We start from the raw sequence: 15729 nt of genomic DNA, 5'->3' as shown, positions 1-15729 counted from the left end.
AGCCAAATTACCGAGCCTCCTCCCGTTCGCGACAGCGGACGAGAGGAGGCTTTTTTTGTGCCGCCCTTCAGGGGGGCACCCCGATAAACTGAAACCCAAATCGGAGTCAGATAGGATGCTCCGGAAATCGGGGGAGCGTCGTTCGACGAAAGGCCGCAGGGGCGGGAAACTGTCGTACTCAAGTTATAATTCCTTCTGAAGACCACGAACCGAATTCAATCTCAAGGCCAGGCCGTAATGTTTGACTTCAGCATACTTGCGGGGAGAGTAGCCGGATTCTTTTCACTTGCTGCCTTCGTCCCCTATATCCTCAGCACCCTGCGTGGAAAGACCAAACCAAACCGGGCCACCTGGTGGATCTGGACTGTGGTCGGCTCCTTGCTGGCCTTGAGCTACTACGCCTCAGGGGCTAGACATACCCTCTGGGTCGCTGTGAGTTATGTCCTCGGCCCCTTGGTGACCGCCCTCTTCTCTCTAAAGTTTGGGGTCGGAGGATGGACTCGTTTTGACCGGGTATGCCTGCTCGGGGCCGGTCTGGGAGCCCTCCTCTGGTGGGCTTTCAGTTCACCGCTGATCGCTCTCCTCATCAACCTGGGCATTGATTTCCTGGGAGCACTCCCGACCATCCGCAAGGCTTATTCGGAACCGGGTGGAGAGGATCCCCTGGCTTGGGGCCTGTTCCTTCTCGGCAACACGCTCAACTTGCTTGCCATTGAGAAATGGCGATTTTCGATCGCCGTCTATCCTGTTTATATGTTCCTGTTGAGTGGTCTGGTCCTCCTGCTGTTGACTTCACGGCGAAGAGTGAAGCATGATCTACCTCGCCAACAACAGAATTGAAGGAGCCCGTCCCTGATCTCAGGAGACGGGCGATTGACTCGAACGTTAGGGACAGACACCTTCTCTTAAGTCATTTCGCGGAATGGCAGCAAAGTAGGTGTCTGTCCCTTCTTATCCAAAAAATCGAGGTGAGGTGTTGATCATGAAAAAGCGATTTTCAATTCACCTGACTCCTCTGTTGCTCGCCGCGTTCCTTGCAATCGCTCTATTCATGACGAGATCGATTTGTGCGGCTATTCCTCTGTACCCCCAGGAACAGAAAGATGAAAATCCGCCCCAGTTACATCGCGGGCCATCGCCTCAAAGACTCTCAGCGCATTCACAGGTTCTCCTGGCTGACGAGGTACGACACCAGCTCCTCATGCTCCCATACTACGGGGTGTTCGACTGGCTGGAAGGAGAGGTTCTGCCGGATGGGAGGGTCACATTGCGCGGAGAGGCCGTAAAACCCGCCACCAAATCAGAGGCTGAAGCAGGGGTGAAGAAGATCGAAGGCGTGCGGACGGTGGACAACCGTATCGAAGTCCTGCCGCTTTCCTCCATTGATGACAGACTGCGGATTGCCGTGTACCGTGCCGTTTTCAACTACGACTCGCCCCTCTTCACCCAGTATGCCATCCAGGCGGTGCCGCCCATCCACATCATCGTCAAGAATGGACGGGTGACGCTGAAGGGGGTGGTTGGCCGCGAAATGGACGGCCAACTCGCTTATACCGCGGCACGCAGTGTGTCCGGGGTATTTGAAGTCACGAACGAATTGAAGGTGGAAGAGTCTCCCGCTAAGGAGAAGCCAAAGAAGAACTGAACCGCGTCGGATGGTGATCTTTGCCTGTTTCGAGGAAAGGCGTCTCTATTTGGACTTGCCTTCCCGGACAGTAAAAAGGCTGTCCTGTAATCCCGAGTTGTACTGCACTTCATTCACAAAGGTCTCAGAAATCCGTTCCCCGTTGCGAATTCGCTCGCGGTGGAAAGGCGTTTGGATCCCCTGTACCGCGCGAAAGTTGCCGTACCCTATCTCCATTTTGTCGACGCCTTTTGTTTTGGGGTCCACGAGGCGGTACCGAAGCGCCACCGGCAGGTGAGTTGACGCGTCGAGCAGCAGGGTCATTTTCTCCCGGTTTGAGTCCTCGAGCGTGATGACATCATACTTTGTCGTCTGGGCATACTCGGTCCCTTCGTAATAGGCCCGGTATTTCTTGGCCTTCAAGTCGAACCGGAGGATCCGGTCAATACTGCATTTCTGAGTGCGCTGGTAGCCTTCCATTTCTTGGGCAGTCATCGCGCGGACGGCACGATAGTCAATCTCCCAGCCCCGATCCCCGTTGTAAACGAGAATGATTTCCTTCTTCTTCCCGATCTCCAGACGTTCCTTGTCAGGATACCTGATGTAATCGACAAACACCGCCGCCCCGGAGGTCGACTCACGAAAGAGTTGATAACCGCGCCCGTTAATAGTGATGTCCCTGACGGAGAGATATGCATTGCCTCCCAGGGCGGCGATGGCCTCTTCCAGCATCTTCTGTCCGGGGTTCGCGGCCTCGTCCCCCTGCAAGGCCGGCGATTGGGACCAGGCAATCATCCCCCCACAAAACATTACAAGAAAACCTGAAAAGAGAAAAAACCAAGTTCTTCTATATTGTTTATTCATGGTTCTCAGGTAATGGCGCCAGAAAGGCTGGTGAATGTTCAGGTTCATACTCCTGCCCGGAAGTTCGAGGAGGAGGATGCTCGGCACCACGATGGCTTGGATTCATGGTTTCAGAATTCGGAAGGCCGGGCCAGATCACTTCCGGCGACTGCAGGATCAGCCTCCGAGAATTCAACAATCCCCATCACAACTTTATCAAATTGAGGCCCGTGTATGCATCAGGCCCACGCAAAATCTCATTCGAAGTCACCGTAATGTAAATCTCCCCTGTCGCCGAGATGGTGGCCTTCATGAGATGGCCTGAGTAAGCCACAAAGTCACGCCCCGAGATCACGACGTGGCAATGCGCAAAAGGCTTGCCGTTCAGGTACGCATAGTTTCCCTGGAGGGAGACAAGTTCCAGACGATCAGGAAATTCCTTCGGAAGGTATTTCTTTAGGTCCAGATCATAGTAGGCAAGCGTGGTGTTCTCTACCGCTCCAATGCCCATGATCGAACCGGAACGAATGTTCTGTTGTTCAGCGAATCGCGTAAGCGAGGTGATCAACTCTTCGCCGGGAACGAGAACGACGATGTATCCGGACTGAGTGGGTTGAAATTTCATGTGTCATGCCTTACTGGAAAGGTGTCGGGTGTCGGGAAAAAAGTTGTCAGTCGCCAGTTGTCAGTTCTCCGTGAAGTGATCAGGCATGCAACCCCCGGAGATCGCAATTTCAACGTTCCAGTTCAATGATCAAAGCACTCTTAATTATGGATCTTCGAAATCATATCTCGGTATCTTACCCCCTGAATGTGCTGCTCTTCACTGGCAACTGAGAACTGGCAACTGACAACTTCCTTCCTGACGCCTCGCCTCAGCTTCCCTTTTCCTGCTTCAACTTCTCAATCTGCTTCTTCGCGAACGGAGCCTCGCTCCCCTTGGGGAGAATCTCGAGATATTTCTCATACGCCTCAATCGCTCCTTTTGGCTCGTGCTTCTTTTCGTACGCCTTGGCGATTCTCAAATACGGGATCGCAAAGCCTGGTCTGTGCCGGGCCGCATCCCTGTATCGAGCAATGGCGGCGTCGTAGCGCCCCTTCTTGAAATAGAAATCCCCGATCTTCATATCATTGTACGCCTGGACCGGGTCAGCCGTGTCGTCCTGTGCCTGTGTTTCCTGAGAGGCAGGCTCCTGGGCCTGTAAAAGCTTATCGCCACTAAAAACCAGAACACCGGCAACGACCAGGAGCGCGAGGAGTCGATAATGTTGGAAGTGCCAGTCTGTCACACCATGAGAACGCATACTTCTTTGATGCAATTACCGTGAGATCGTCTTGAGGAATTGTTTCACGGGCAGGGTGTTGGCGACATGGCGCGGTTCCAGCCAGCCGCGCCGGGCGGTCAACACGCCATATTTCATATGATCCAGTTGGGACGTGTCGTGTGAATCGGTGGAAATGACGATGGGCACCCCCTGGTCCCGGGCCATCCGCAAGTGGACATCGTTGAGATCCAGCCGCTCCGGTTGGGAGTTCAACTCCAGGCACACTTTATGTTTCTTGGCGAGGGCAAACAACTTTTCTATATCCACCGCATAGGGGGGCCTGTGAAACAACATGCGCCCGGTCGGATGGGCAAAAATCTTCACGTGCGGATTGGAAAAAGCGCGTTCCAACCGGTCCATGATTTCCTGGGGCGATTGATTAAAATGGGAGTGGATGGACACGACCACAAGATCAAGTTGTTCGAGAACGGTATCGGAAAGGTCAAGCGTTCCGTCGGCCAGGATGTCACACTCCGTCCCCTTGAGAAGGGTGATCCCGGTGGTTTTGCGTTTCAGCTTTTCAATCGTCTGGATCTGATTTTCCAGCCTTTTCTCATCCATTCCGTTGGCGACGCGGGTCGATTTCGTATGGTCGGTGATGGCGACATACTCCAGCCCGCGGGCCCGGGCCGCCTCCACCATCTCCGGAAGCGTGGCCTTGCCGTCGGTCTCGGTGGTGTGCATGTGCAGATCGCCCCGGATGTTTTTCTGTTCGACCAACGAAGGGATCGCGTGTTTCTCGGCTACTTCGATCTCCCCCCGGTTTTCCCGGAGTTCCGGAGGAATGAATTGTAACTTCAGCCGCTCGTAAATCTCTTCCTCAGTGCGCCCTGCCACCCATTTTTCCTTCTCCCCCTGCTTGTCGACCTTAAACAAGCCGTACTCATTGATGGTATAGCCCATCTTCAGGGCCCGCGACCGGAGCGCGACACTGTGCTCCTTGGAACCGGTGAAGTATTGCAGCGCCGCGCCGAATGACTTCTCCTCGACAACGCGCAAGTCGATCTGCAACCCACTCTTCAGCTGAATCGACCCCTTGGTGTCCCCATGCGCCAACACCGATTCCACCTCGGGGAATTGGGTAAACCGGTCGATGATAGCCTCGCAGTTCTTTCCGGCCACCAGGATGTCGACATCGCCGATCGTCTCGCGTCCACGGCGGAGAGAGCCCGCCGGGATCGCGACAAAGGAGGATGCCTTCTGGCGAGCTGTTTTCGCTCGTTTCGCCTTCTCAGGCGACCCGGCATGCAGATAATCAAGAATCTGATGGGCCGCTTGTTCTGCGTCTCCCAGCAGATGCCTCCCGGAAACTTTCTTTCGGTTTTGGATCGACTGCAGAATCTTTTGTTCACTCTTTTCACCCAGGCCCGCCAGATCTCGCAGCCTTCCCGCGGCAGCCAACTGCTCGACCCCCTCAACCGTCGTCACTCCCATCTTCTTCCACAGCATGGCAGTGGTCTTGGGACCAACTCCTTGCAGTTGCATGATCTCAAGCAGGGTCGGAGGAATCTCCTTCAATAAATCGCGGTGGGCCTTACAGTCACCCGTTTCGACGATTTCCTTGATTTTCCCGCTGATCGCCTCGCCGATGCCGGAGATGGACTGCAAATCCACAGTTCCTTCCCGGACCAGCTTTTCGAAGCTCTCGCCGAAAGTCTCGATGACGGTGGCAGCATTCCGGTAGGAACGGATACGGAACGGGTTATCCCCCTTGATTTCGAGGAGGTCGGCAATCTCGTTAAAAATCCGCCCAATGGACTTGTTGTCGATCATGGTATTTTTAGACTCTACCAAAACTCACATTCGACTGCAAATTGCCTTTCTCGCCGACCTCCGATAGAATCCAGTGGCTCCATCGGCCCCGCGCGCCACTTCGTCCTTGCCCATGTTCAAGAAGACCTACAATGCGCTCAGTTACGTCCGCTCCCTGCTCATCACCATTCCGCTCATTTATCTGAACACCATTCTCATGGGGACGCTGTCGCTCGTGGCGTCCTTGCTCGATCACACCGGCCGACTGCAGCACGGGTGTGCGCGGATATGGGCCCAACTCCTCCTGTGGTCCGTGCTGGCGCGTGTCCGGGTCCGAGGGCTTGAAAAGATCAACCGGTCGAGAACCTACCTCTACGTGGCCAATCACCAGAGCTATATTGATATTCCGACGCTGTTTGCACACCTGCCAGTGAATTTTCGCATCATGGCCAAGAAGTCGCTGTTTTCAGTTCCCTTTCTGGGCTGGCATTTGAAACGGTCGGGCCACATTCCGATTGATCGCTCCAGCTCGAAATCGGGGCTCAAGAGTCTCTACGAGGCGGCCGAGCGAGTCAAGTCGGGAACATCGTTGATTGTTTTTCCCGAAGGAACGCGTTCCATCGATGGGGCTATCCATGAGTTCAAGGGCGGGAGCTTTCTCCTGGCCACCCGTGCCGGCGTTCCCATCGTTCCCATCACCCTCAATGGCACGAGGGCCGTGCTGAAGAAAAACTCCTGGCATTTGCACCCCGGCCACGTGGAAATGATCATTCATGATCCCATCGACGTGTCACCTTACACGGCCAAGAATATTGAAGAGCTTGCCCAGCTCACGCGTGACATCATTGTACGAGACTTCGTAAAGCGTGAGGGATGATTTAGAATTCTCCATAGTTCTAAGAATTCCGGAAGCCCTTCCCGAGAGAGTGCTTGATAGAGGCAGGTCCGGGGGATTACTCTCAAGGGGGAGTATAGATGTATAGATTGGGTGGAATCGGACCAATGAATGAACTGAAGAAACTTCCGAAAATGCGTCCTCTCATCGGAATCTCCATGCGCCTGGACCCGGCACAGCAAAAATACTATCTGCAGACGAATTACAGCGAGGCGATTGAAGCGGCGGGCGGCGCCCCGTCGCTGGTTCCCCTGATTCCGGATAAAGGCTTCATTCAAAATTTGGTGAATACCTTCGACGCCGTCGTCTTATCGGGCAGCGGGAGCGACGTCGATCCCCGCCGCTACGGGGCGCGCAAACACCCGCAATGCGACGAGATCCACTCCGCCCGGGATGAAACCGATTTTCTCCTCCTTGAAGAGGCCTTCCGGCGACACATCCCGGTCCTCGCGATCTGCTTTGGAATCCAGTCTCTCAATGTCTTTCTCGGCGGGACCCTCGTTCAGGACATTCCCAGCGAGTGGCCCCATGCCATGGATCATTCGCTCTCGAAGGCGAAACCGACGAAAAAGAATCCTGAAAACTTCTGTGCTCACCTCATCTCCGTGGAACCCAATTCCCTCCTGTTCGAACTGAATGGAAAGAAGAAAAGCGTCCGCGTTAACAGTTCCCACCATCAAGCCATTGATAAGCTGGCGCGTGGCCTGACGATTACCGCGCGGGCCCCGGATGGAATTATTGAAGGGGTGGAACTCCAATCGGATCGGCACTTCGTGCTCGGCACGCAATGGCATCCTGAAAAGAACTTTGAGCGGGATCCCCTCTCCCAGGCAATCTTCAAGCGGTTTGTGGGCGAAGCCAAAAGAAGTTAAGGCGGGAAGGTCAGGACTCCCAGCCCGGAGGCCTTTGCCTGATTTGCGTCCAGCCAATTGGATCAGGGTAGCCCCGTACCCTGAGGCTGGATGGGTCGGGTGTCATCCACGGCATCCGCGTCTAAAATTTGCTGGAAGCTTACACCGGCCAGATTACGGAAGAGTCGGCCCCGAAATGGACCGTCTCGCGTTTCACGATTTCGGTATCCTTCTCAAAAAACCGGTCCACGCGCTCCAGGATTTCCTGCGTGGTCTGGGAATGATGAATGGTCTCGCGCAGTTCTTTCCCGTGGGGGATCGAGGTCGTAATGTGGCAGGCGAACTGTTTCATCTTGCCAATCGCGCCGTGGGGACGCTCTTCGACCAGCAATTGAAAATAGTCTTTGATCAACCGATGCCGGTCGCCCATGGTCACTTCCGGCACGGGCCGCCCCGCATCGAACTCGGCGATCTGGCGAAACAGCCACGGGTTCGACATGATCCCGCGTCCAATCATGACGGCATCACAACCGGTATGCTGCTTGAGCCGCATGGCATCTTCAACGGTGCGGACATCCCCATTGCCGATGACCGGAATCTTGACGGCCTGTTTCACGTCCCGAATGATGTCCCAATTGGCATTGCCACTGTAACCCTGCAAACGGGTCCGAGGATGAACGACCATCGCCTCGACGCCATTGGCCTCTGCCATCCGCGCCACGTCGCACGCCACGATTTCCTTTTCGTCCCACCCCGCACGAATCTTGATCGTGAAGGGTTTCTTCGTGGCCGCCCGCATGCGGCGGAGGATGGTATGCAGCAGAGGAAGGTCACGGAGCAAACCGGAGCCGCCGCACTTGATGACCTTCTTGGCTGGACAACCCAGGTTGAGGTCGACCACATCGTAGCCCAACTCGTCGACGATCTCGGTGGCTTCCGCCAGGCGGTCAGGATTCGCTCCGAAGATCTGGCCGACAATCGGATGTTCCTCGTGACTAAATTCCAGCTGTGCCAGGGACCTTTGGGCCTGGCGTGAAAGTCCCTCGCTGGAAGTGAATTCCGAGACGACCATCCCGCAGCCCCCCACTCTTCGGATGAGCCGGCGGAACACCGTGTCGGTCACGCCGGACATCGGCGCCAGGTAGAGGGCAGGCCGGATCACGAGATCACGGATGGTGACGGATTCGAACATAAGTGGAGATGCATTTTAGCACAGGTGCCGCAGCCCAGCGGAGAGGGAGTAGGGAATAGGTGGTAGGTGATAGGTAATAGCTGGTAGTGGTCAGGGGACAGTAGCCTTGAAGTGAGTTGCGGGACGAAACTTCTTTGCCTTCGTTCAAGTGACCGAGACGATACACGTGGTCATCGAACCTTAGCATCCCTGGCACCTCGGCTGTGGTTTCTAACTTCTGGCCCCTAGTCACCTATTACCTATCACCTACCACCTATTCCCTACCACCTACTTCTCCGGCTTGGGTCGAACCCGCGGCGGGGGAGGCACCCAAAACGAATCCAGCGCCCGTTCAAACAGTTTCAAGTTCTTCATCTTGATCTGCTCATACCAGGCGAGGATGTCGAATTCCGGACCGACAGCGATCTCGCGCCAATACCGGCCATTCAATTTCTTGCCGGTCACTTCCCTGAATTCGTTGGTGGTCTTGACATAGGTTCGCTCGCCCAGGACGGTGGAGTCGGTTTGCTTGGCGAGGTGCGGTTCTGCAATCCCTTTGGCAATGATGACGCGAATGTAAGGGATGTCGAATTGCTCCCCGCGTTTGCGCTTTGAAAACACCCACCAGGCATAGTTTACCCCATAGCCGCGGATGACGTGCCATCGCCTCGGGTAACAGATCTTGAAGAAGGGGGAGTCATAGAGCTTCAGGCCGGAGCCGCAGGAGGCAGGGGTAGGCGGATCCATTTGAGGAACGGTGCCCGCAGGTAACGATTGTGCCCCGCTGATGGGCGAGAGACCCCCTGCCAGGAGGACGGAGGCAAGCACCACGCAACAGGCGCCCCGAGAGAAGGCTCGGGCCGGCTTGTTTGATGGGTCCGCCTCAAAAAACATCGAAATGGGTTTCATATCGGGGAGCGGTCTGCTGCAGCTGAGGAACGATCGGCGAGCGCAACCCGCATGGTCCCCTCGGCCACATGCTCCTCACCGACCCATGCCTGCCCGCTCAAAATACCAAATGCACCTCGGATCCTTTCAATTGTTCCGACGACGCGAACGGTTTCACCCACCCGGATGCGGCGATGAAACGTCATCCCTTCGACCGACATGAAGTAAGGAATCTTGTCGCTGTAAGCCGGATCTTTCAAGATCAACAGCGCTCCGACTTGAGCGGCAGTTTCAATCAAGAGGGTCTCCGGAACAAATTCGAGGCCGGACTGCAGGAAAAAGTCATCCGCTGAAAATCTCTTCCGTCCAATAATCCGAATTCCCAACTCGTAGTCCTCAATTTCATCGACGAAAAGGAAAGGAGACCGATGCGGGAGTAACTGCTGAATTTCGGCGAGGGTCAGACGGGGCATAATGAATTTACATCTTCTTGCAGCGGTCGATCAACTGGTCGAAGAGCGCCAGGGCGAGATTGATCTCCTCATCCGTCATAGTAAAGCTCGGCGCGATCGTGAAAACATTTTTGTAATAGCCGCCCACGTCGAGCACAAGACCGTATTTCCTGCCGTTAAGCTCCAGGCGCCCCTGTATCCCTTCCGCAAAAATCTTATCGCACATGGCACGGTCGGGAGTAATTCCATCCGCCCGTGTGATTTCCATGCGGAGCGCCATACCCATGCCGTTGACCTCGCCGATGACCTCCTTATGCTTCCGCTGAAGGTCACGAAGCCCTTCCAGAAGGCGCGCGCCCTTCTCCAAGGTCAGCGCCTCATAGTCCGTTTCCTCCATCATCTTCAGGGCCTCGAGCGCCACCGCCGTGCCCAGGGTATTGGAGGAGAAGGTGGAGTGTGTTGACCCCGGAGGAAACAGCTCCGGAGTGATCAGCTCTTCCCGCGCCCAGATCCCCGAGAGCGGGTTTAACCCGTTCGTCAGCGCCTTTCCAAAAACAATGATGTCAGGCTTAATTCCCAGGTTCTCAATTGCCCAGAACTTCCCGGTCCGGTAGAAGCCCATCTGGATTTCGTCGTCCACAATGAGCAGCTTCCGCTCGCGGCAAACCCGTTCGAGCTGCTGGAAATATTCCTTCGGAGGAACGGCATAACCGCCGGTCCCCTGCATGGCCTCGATGTAGAAGGCCCCGTATTCGCATTCCTTCGCCTTGGCATCCCACACGCCGTAGTATTCGCTTTCAAACAGTTTTTCGAACTGGTTGAAGCAATACAGCTCGCAGCTCTCTCGTTTCAACCCGTAGAAACACCGATAGCAGTATGGAAAGGGGATGAACTGAGCCCGTTCGGAGAAATGACCATATCGACGCCGGTACCGGTAGCTGGAGGTGATGGCGGTTGCCCCCAGCGTTCGTCCGTGGTAGCCGCCCATGAAGGCGAACATCAAATTCTTCTTCGTGTAATTGCGAACGATCTTGAGAGAATCCTCGATCGCCTGGGCCCCCCCCACGTTGAAGTGAACACGGCCCTTGATCCCGAACGCCTGCTCGCACCGCTCCGCGATCTTCGCGGCCAGTTCCACCTTTTCCTCATGCAGGTATTGACAGGCCAATTGCGGGAGTTGATCCAGTTGCCGTTTGAGGGCAGCGTTCAGACGCGGGTTTCCGTATCCGAAACTCGCCGCTGAATACCACATCTGCAAATCCATATACGGGGTGGCTTCGGCATCGTATAGAAAACAACCCTCGCTCCGAACAAACACCTTGGGGGGCTCCAAATAATGAACGGTATCCCCGAAGGAGCAGTATTCGCGTTCGCGTTCCAGGAGTTCCTGCTCGTCGATACGGCGATTCTGAGAGGGAGATTCGATGGTCACAGATCACGACTCCGTTTCGTAAGAGAGAATGAGGGGGTTGGCCGCGCTGGTGTCTCCGGCGGCCAGGGCAGTCAATTGCTGCCACAGTTCCCGCTGCACTTCCCCGAAATCCTGAAAGGGGATATGAGGAATTTTCCGTTCCGTGCAGAATTGTGAGAGGGATTTGGATTTTCGCGCAAAGACCAAGTCGGCGCACGCTACCGCCCGCTGGTCGGAGACCCCATCGCCGATGAAGATGAGGGGTGAACAACCTTGGCCCTCGCTCTGCATGAGTTGCGGTTTGCAGGTCGCGCAGCCGTGGGTACATTGGACGGAGCCGTGGGGAAAGGTGGTCTTCATGCCTTGTTCACGAATCTCGAGTTGACTAGCAAAGATTCGAAACCTCTCGACGATTCCCTTCCCGTTCAATTCCGGCCGCGAGAGGGTGCGCCGGATGACCCAGTCGAACCCATCGCTGAGGATATAGAACGGGAACCCGCGGGCCACCCACTCCCCGGCGAATTCAAGGAAATGGGGATCCACCGGAACGGAGTCCACGAGTTCTCCAAGCTCCTTTTCACCGGCCCGGACCAGTGACATCTGCTCCTGCAAACACTCGCGCGATCCGATCTTCCCGGCCAGCCACCGCTCCTCCACCGCTCGCCAGGCGGGATCTGCAAACGATTCCAAGATCAAGTCGGTGGTATCTTCGAGCGTAATGGTACCGTCGAAATCGCAAAATACAATGGGCTTCATTGAGACCATTACTCCGTTTCCAATGGCTGGAGCAGCACGGGCGCTTTTTTGCCGGGAACAGCACCTGGGCCCGCAGGCGGCGCGTAGTAGACATTCCCTTCTTGAGTGCGGGGGGGCCAAACACCTTCGAGTGCGCTCCCTGCAATCTGCTTTGCCGCGTCGCGCTTCAACCATCCCGGAGAGGGCCGGCTCGCCCAGGGCTTGCCGCCATCGATGATCTCTTCCACCTTGGCACACACTTCATTGACGCTGCGGGCCACCACACCCAGATGTTCCTCTTCAATCAAGCGGCAATGAGTCTGCTCCGGCCCCGGAATAGGATTGACGCAGACCATGGGCACCCCCACCGAGCAAGCCTCCGTCAGCGTGATTCCGCCGGGCTTGGTCACCAGCACATCCGCCGCGCGCATCAATTCATCCACATTCTCGACCCATCCGTGGATTGTGAGGGATTTGTCCGGCGGCATTTGCGACTTCAACTGCCCCAGCCGCTTTTGCATTTTGGCGTTCAGTCCCGTGACCGCCACAAAAGAGAGGGCCCGGGGCAAAGTCGAAAGCTCACGGACGATCTGATCCATTCTGAGCGGCCCCATCCCGCCCCCCATGATGAGGACCAGGGGTCGATCGTTCGGAAATTTCAATTTATCCCGGATCTCGCCGTCGGCCGTCCCCCTGAAAAACTTGCTGTGAACCGGGATACCACTCACCGAAATTTTTTGTCGATCCACGCCCCACCGGTTCAGTTGCTCGGCAACTCCCGGCGTCGGCACAAAATACTGATCGACTTCCTCTTTCAACCACACAGGCTCGGATTCGTGGTCGGTGGCCACGGCTAAGAGCGGTATGGTTAACCCCTGATGACGCTTGGCGAGCGAAGCGATCTCACAAGCCCCCACTTCGGTCGCCACAAGGACATCAGGTTTCCATGCTCGTATTTGCTGGAACACACGGCGGCACCCCAGGCGGAAGATCCAGCCGGGCGCCGTCTGCTGATGCATCCGGGTTTGCCTTGCCCTGAACAAACGGATCCAAAGAGAGGGTGCAAACCGGATCATCATCCAGTATGTCCAGACGTAAGCCGCGCGAAACCACCAGGTGGCAAGCTGAATGCAGTCGATCGTGCGGACCTCGGCGGCCCGATCGAGCAGGCGGATGGCTTGAGCAATGGCCTCAGAGGCCACGACATGGCCGGTGCCGAACGAAAGTGTCAGGATCAGAATTCGCTTGCGTGCCATTTCACCTTCACCCTATTCTCTCAACCAAACTCGGAGCAGGAATTCCCTGTCTTCGCACCTTTATCCCGGCGCTTTACCGGGAACCGCCCGACTCCTCGCTCATGGCTGTGCCCAGACTGGAGCCTTTCGTGTTGAGCGACTCCAACTCCTTTTTCACCTGGATCGCCAGATCTCCCAACCCCGGTGTCTCGCGATGTGCAGCCACTTTCTTGAAATTCTCGCGCGCCGAGTCATACTGGTGTTGCATCATCTGCGCATGTCCGAGCGCAAACCGGAAGATCGGGTTGTTGGGATATTTCTCTGTCAGATCATGCAGCATCCGCTCCGCGTCTGCATACCGTTTCTGGGAATCCCGGAGGTAGATGGACACCAGGAAGAACTTGGCTTCGGTGGAGATGAACCCATCCTGCTGCGACGCCTCCTCGAGCTGCTGAATTCCCCGCTGCCGGTCACCCGCCGGAAGGCGAATCAGAAAGCGCAAGGGTTTGTAAAAGCCGCCATACTCTTCAACGTAATAGTTATATGCTCCCAGTCCCAGCAAGGCATCCTTGAAGTTCGGATCCAGCAACACGCAGCGGTCGAGATACTCGCGGGATTTTTTCACGTACTTGACCACCGCGAGGGTGTGGTCCCGACCCGCCTCCAAACGAGATCGCAGGGCATTCGCCATGCCCACATGAAAATAGGCCTCGGCATCCTGGGGATGGGTCTTGAGATAGGCATCGGCCTTGGTGAAAGTCTTTTCCATCGTGTTGATAAACTGACCATCGAAATCCGACTGTTTTGTTTTCAGGGAATCGATGTAGTCCAGGTTGTAAAAATCACCCGTGGTATTGAAGATCTTCCACCAGTAAAATTCCGATTCAAAAATTTCTCCCAACGGGGTGTCGGGCTTCAACTGCTTGACCTTCTGGAAATCATCCCACGCTTTCGCATAATCGAGGTTGAACAGGGCGTCCATCCCGCTTTTCAGCAGCTGCCGGACGGCGGGTTCCTGGATTACGATGGATCCCGCGTAATGATTCGCCCCAAAGGAGAAGAAACACACGAGGACAATTACCGCCCCCGCTCCACATCGTTTTTTGAAACTCATCGAGAACACTCAACTTTTCTATTATATTCTGGGTTCACTCGCACGGAACCGAGACAGATTTTCACCGGGAATCCACCAGTCCACGGCGTTGATCCACAAGGCGAAGCAACTTCCGGCCCTGTCGCAACGAACCCCGGGCCCCGAATTTGAAATCAAGCTCGTACAGGCCCATCTCGTAGTTCTTCCAAAAGTCGGAGAACTGCGACCGGAGACTCTGTCGGATCGATTCGGTCACCAGCCCCGGATCCTCTCCGTTAGTCAGCTCGAGTTGAAACTCGACATGGTCCTTATGGGCGGGCCGAGTCACGAGAATCTGCCAATCGGGACTGATGCCATTCACCCCCCGCAGTGTTGTCTCAAAGATCCATGGGGAAATATTTCCCATGCCACAGACAACCATCTCGTCCTTTCGCGACCGGATTTTGGCGATGCGACGCATGGGCAATCCGCAAGGGCACGGGGCATCGATCAGCCGGGTCATATCCGCGGCGCGATAACGAACAAGGGGCATCACCTTGCGAGTCAACGTCGTGTAAACCAGCTCCCCATACCCGTCGGGATCCGGCTGGTCGATCTCAAAAAGAAAATTCAGTTCATTCAGGTGATAACCGTCCTTCCGGTGGCACTCGACCCCGATGGCGCCGAACGATTCCGTCTGCCCGTATTCCATGATCAGGTCCACCTGCCAGACATCCTCGATGTAGCGGCGCGTCTGTTCGGTCATATTCTCACCGCCCACCAGCAACAACTTCATCGGCCAGGTCCCGCGGGCGCTGGCAATTTCGCTCACTCGCAACAGCCAGGAGGGCTCCGCGATGATGACATTGAATTTGTATTCCGCGGCCCGCCCGTAAAACTCCCCCGGCTCGATCTTGCCTGCTTCGACGTGAAGACAACCGATCAGCCGGGTGATTTCGCGGGCCAGGGGGCCGGAAACCCAGAAGGAATGATCGAACGCACTTACGACGCGATCCGACGCTGTCAGCCCGAGGTGGGTCAATGCAATCGCCCCGTAACGTGCCATCGACTCCATCTCCTGCACTCCAAAAAAGACCTTTTTGTTGCGGGCTGAGGTGGTGCCGGTCGTTTCAAAGGCGATCTGCGGTGCTCCGCAAATAAACTCTTCGACCGGATGAGAGCGAAGGTCTTCGGAGGTGGTGAAGAAGTCTTTCAAATCGGAAGGCGTTTTGACGTGCCGCGGGTCGACCCCCAACTCCCGGAATTTGCGCCGATAAAAAGGTGATTTCTCGGCGGCATAACGGATGATGGACTGAAAGCGGGACGACTTGACCTGGTCGATGAACCACATGGGCAGATGGGTGCCAATCTGCAAAGCCACGGAAGGCCTGCGGTTCACAATGCGCTCTTCAACAAACTCACTGACCGCGGTCAAGATCGCCATTGTTTCTTTTCTCTTCCCCCATCAACCCCTC

16 protein-coding genes are annotated in these 15729 nt (G+C 55.8%); 4 read left to right on the top strand and 12 right to left on the bottom strand.

Going from position 1 to position 15729, the window contains the following annotated elements; genetic code table 11:
* Window positions 1–237 precede the first annotated feature (237 nt).
* Both LAO21_06085 and LAO21_06080 read left to right on the top strand, forming a co-directional pair.
* A complete protein-coding gene (locus LAO21_06085; protein MBZ5552270.1) occupies window positions 238–840 on the top strand; it encodes a hypothetical protein in 603 nt (200 codons plus the stop codon).
* 211 nt (window positions 841–1051) lie between these two features.
* Window positions 1052–1645, top strand: a complete 594-nt coding sequence (locus LAO21_06080; protein ID MBZ5552269.1) for a BON domain-containing protein — start codon at window positions 1052–1054, stop codon at window positions 1643–1645.
* 45 nt (window positions 1646–1690) lie between these two features.
* Here LAO21_06080 and LAO21_06075 read toward each other — a convergent pair whose 3' ends face one another.
* From LAO21_06075 to polX, 4 genes are all read right to left on the bottom strand, one after another.
* On the bottom strand, window positions 1691–2419 hold the full coding sequence (locus tag LAO21_06075; GenBank protein ID MBZ5552268.1) for an outer membrane lipoprotein-sorting protein: 729 nt from the start codon (window positions 2417–2419) through the stop codon (window positions 1691–1693).
* A 253-nt stretch (window positions 2420–2672) separates the two neighbouring features.
* Window positions 2673–3092: a DNA-binding protein gene (locus LAO21_06070; GenBank protein ID MBZ5552267.1), complete on the bottom strand. Its 420-nt coding sequence runs from the start codon at window positions 3090–3092 to the stop codon at window positions 2673–2675.
* Window positions 3093–3342: 250 nt separating this feature from the next.
* Window positions 3343–3771, bottom strand: a complete 429-nt coding sequence (locus tag LAO21_06065; protein MBZ5552266.1) for a tetratricopeptide repeat protein — start codon at window positions 3769–3771, stop codon at window positions 3343–3345.
* 15 nt (window positions 3772–3786) lie between these two features.
* Window positions 3787–5565: a DNA polymerase/3'-5' exonuclease PolX gene (gene polX, locus LAO21_06060; GenBank protein MBZ5552265.1), complete on the bottom strand. Its 1779-nt coding sequence runs from the start codon at window positions 5563–5565 to the stop codon at window positions 3787–3789.
* 73 nt (window positions 5566–5638) lie between these two features.
* On the opposite strand from polX, the gene LAO21_06055 reads away from it, so the two are divergent.
* Together LAO21_06055 and LAO21_06050 are read left to right on the top strand one after the other, a co-directional pair.
* A complete protein-coding gene (locus LAO21_06055) occupies window positions 5639–6421 on the top strand; it encodes a 1-acyl-sn-glycerol-3-phosphate acyltransferase (GenBank protein MBZ5552264.1) in 783 nt (260 codons plus the stop codon).
* Between the two features lie 125 nt (window positions 6422–6546).
* Window positions 6547–7311 (top strand): gamma-glutamyl-gamma-aminobutyrate hydrolase family protein, encoded by a 765-nt coding sequence (locus tag LAO21_06050; protein ID MBZ5552263.1) that lies wholly within the window; start codon window positions 6547–6549, stop codon window positions 7309–7311.
* A 139-nt stretch (window positions 7312–7450) separates the two neighbouring features.
* Here LAO21_06050 and dusB read toward each other — a convergent pair whose 3' ends face one another.
* The 8 genes from dusB to LAO21_06010 all read right to left on the bottom strand — a co-directional run bounded on the left by dusB (window position 7451) and on the right by LAO21_06010 (window position 15698).
* Entirely contained in the window at window positions 7451–8482 is a 1032-nt protein-coding gene (gene dusB / locus LAO21_06045) for a tRNA dihydrouridine synthase DusB (GenBank protein ID MBZ5552262.1), read from the bottom strand.
* Between the two features lie 267 nt (window positions 8483–8749).
* The gene (locus tag LAO21_06040) at window positions 8750–9370 is read right to left on the bottom strand and encodes a hypothetical protein (GenBank protein MBZ5552261.1); all 621 of its coding nucleotides are present in this window, start codon (window positions 9368–9370) and stop codon (window positions 8750–8752) included.
* Entirely contained in the window at window positions 9367–9822 is a 456-nt protein-coding gene (locus tag LAO21_06035) for a beta-hydroxyacyl-ACP dehydratase (GenBank protein ID MBZ5552260.1), read from the bottom strand. Before LAO21_06035 ends, LAO21_06040 begins: the two co-directional genes overlap by 4 nt.
* 7 nt (window positions 9823–9829) lie before the next feature.
* The gene (locus tag LAO21_06030; GenBank protein MBZ5552259.1) at window positions 9830–11200 is read right to left on the bottom strand and encodes an aminotransferase class III-fold pyridoxal phosphate-dependent enzyme; all 1371 of its coding nucleotides are present in this window, start codon (window positions 11198–11200) and stop codon (window positions 9830–9832) included.
* 36 nt (window positions 11201–11236) lie between these two features.
* Window positions 11237–11968, bottom strand: coding sequence for an MtnX-like HAD-IB family phosphatase (locus LAO21_06025; GenBank protein MBZ5552258.1), 732 nt, complete (start codon window positions 11966–11968; stop codon window positions 11237–11239).
* Window positions 11969–11976: 8 nt separating this feature from the next.
* On the bottom strand, window positions 11977–13203 hold the full coding sequence (locus LAO21_06020) for a glycosyltransferase (GenBank protein ID MBZ5552257.1): 1227 nt from the start codon (window positions 13201–13203) through the stop codon (window positions 11977–11979).
* A gap of 73 nt (window positions 13204–13276) precedes the next feature.
* Window positions 13277–14296, bottom strand: a complete 1020-nt coding sequence (locus LAO21_06015; protein ID MBZ5552256.1) for a DUF3808 domain-containing protein — start codon at window positions 14294–14296, stop codon at window positions 13277–13279.
* A gap of 61 nt (window positions 14297–14357) precedes the next feature.
* Entirely contained in the window at window positions 14358–15698 is a 1341-nt protein-coding gene (locus LAO21_06010) for a hypothetical protein (GenBank protein ID MBZ5552255.1), read from the bottom strand.
* Between the last annotated feature and the right edge of the window lie 31 nt (window positions 15699–15729).

This window comes from Terriglobia bacterium (assembly GCA_020073085.1).
In the GTDB taxonomy this organism is placed as follows: Bacteria; Acidobacteriota; Terriglobia; order JAIQFV01; family JAIQFV01; genus JAIQFV01.
This window is presented reverse-complemented; position numbering and strand designations above follow the sequence as displayed.

Bases quoted from the DNA above. Each gene is read 5' to 3' on its own strand.
- LAO21_06065 (MBZ5552266.1), bottom strand. From the start codon at position 3,771: ATGCGTTCTCATGGTGTGACAGACTGGCACTTCCAACATTATCGACTC.
- LAO21_06015 (MBZ5552256.1), bottom strand. From the start codon at position 14,296: ATGAGTTTCAAAAAACGATGTGGAGCGGGGGCGGTAATTGTCCTCGTG.
- LAO21_06080 (MBZ5552269.1), top strand. From the start codon at position 1,052: ATGACGAGATCGATTTGTGCGGCTATTCCTCTGTACCCCCAGGAACAG.
- polX (MBZ5552265.1), bottom strand. From the start codon at position 5,565: ATGATCGACAACAAGTCCATTGGGCGGATTTTTAACGAGATTGCCGAC.
- LAO21_06070 (MBZ5552267.1), bottom strand. From the start codon at position 3,092: ATGAAATTTCAACCCACTCAGTCCGGATACATCGTCGTTCTCGTTCCC.
- LAO21_06075 (MBZ5552268.1), bottom strand. From the start codon at position 2,419: ATGATTGCCTGGTCCCAATCGCCGGCCTTGCAGGGGGACGAGGCCGCG.
- LAO21_06035 (MBZ5552260.1), bottom strand. From the start codon at position 9,822: ATGCCCCGTCTGACCCTCGCCGAAATTCAGCAGTTACTCCCGCATCGG.
- dusB (MBZ5552262.1), bottom strand. From the start codon at position 8,482: ATGTTCGAATCCGTCACCATCCGTGATCTCGTGATCCGGCCTGCCCTC.
- LAO21_06020 (MBZ5552257.1), bottom strand. From the start codon at position 13,203: ATGGCACGCAAGCGAATTCTGATCCTGACACTTTCGTTCGGCACCGGC.
- LAO21_06040 (MBZ5552261.1), bottom strand. From the start codon at position 9,370: ATGAAACCCATTTCGATGTTTTTTGAGGCGGACCCATCAAACAAGCCG.
- LAO21_06050 (MBZ5552263.1), top strand. From the start codon at position 6,547: ATGAATGAACTGAAGAAACTTCCGAAAATGCGTCCTCTCATCGGAATC.
- LAO21_06010 (MBZ5552255.1), bottom strand. From the start codon at position 15,698: ATGGCGATCTTGACCGCGGTCAGTGAGTTTGTTGAAGAGCGCATTGTG.
- LAO21_06025 (MBZ5552258.1), bottom strand. From the start codon at position 11,968: ATGAAGCCCATTGTATTTTGCGATTTCGACGGTACCATTACGCTCGAA.
- LAO21_06085 (MBZ5552270.1), top strand. From the start codon at position 238: ATGTTTGACTTCAGCATACTTGCGGGGAGAGTAGCCGGATTCTTTTCA.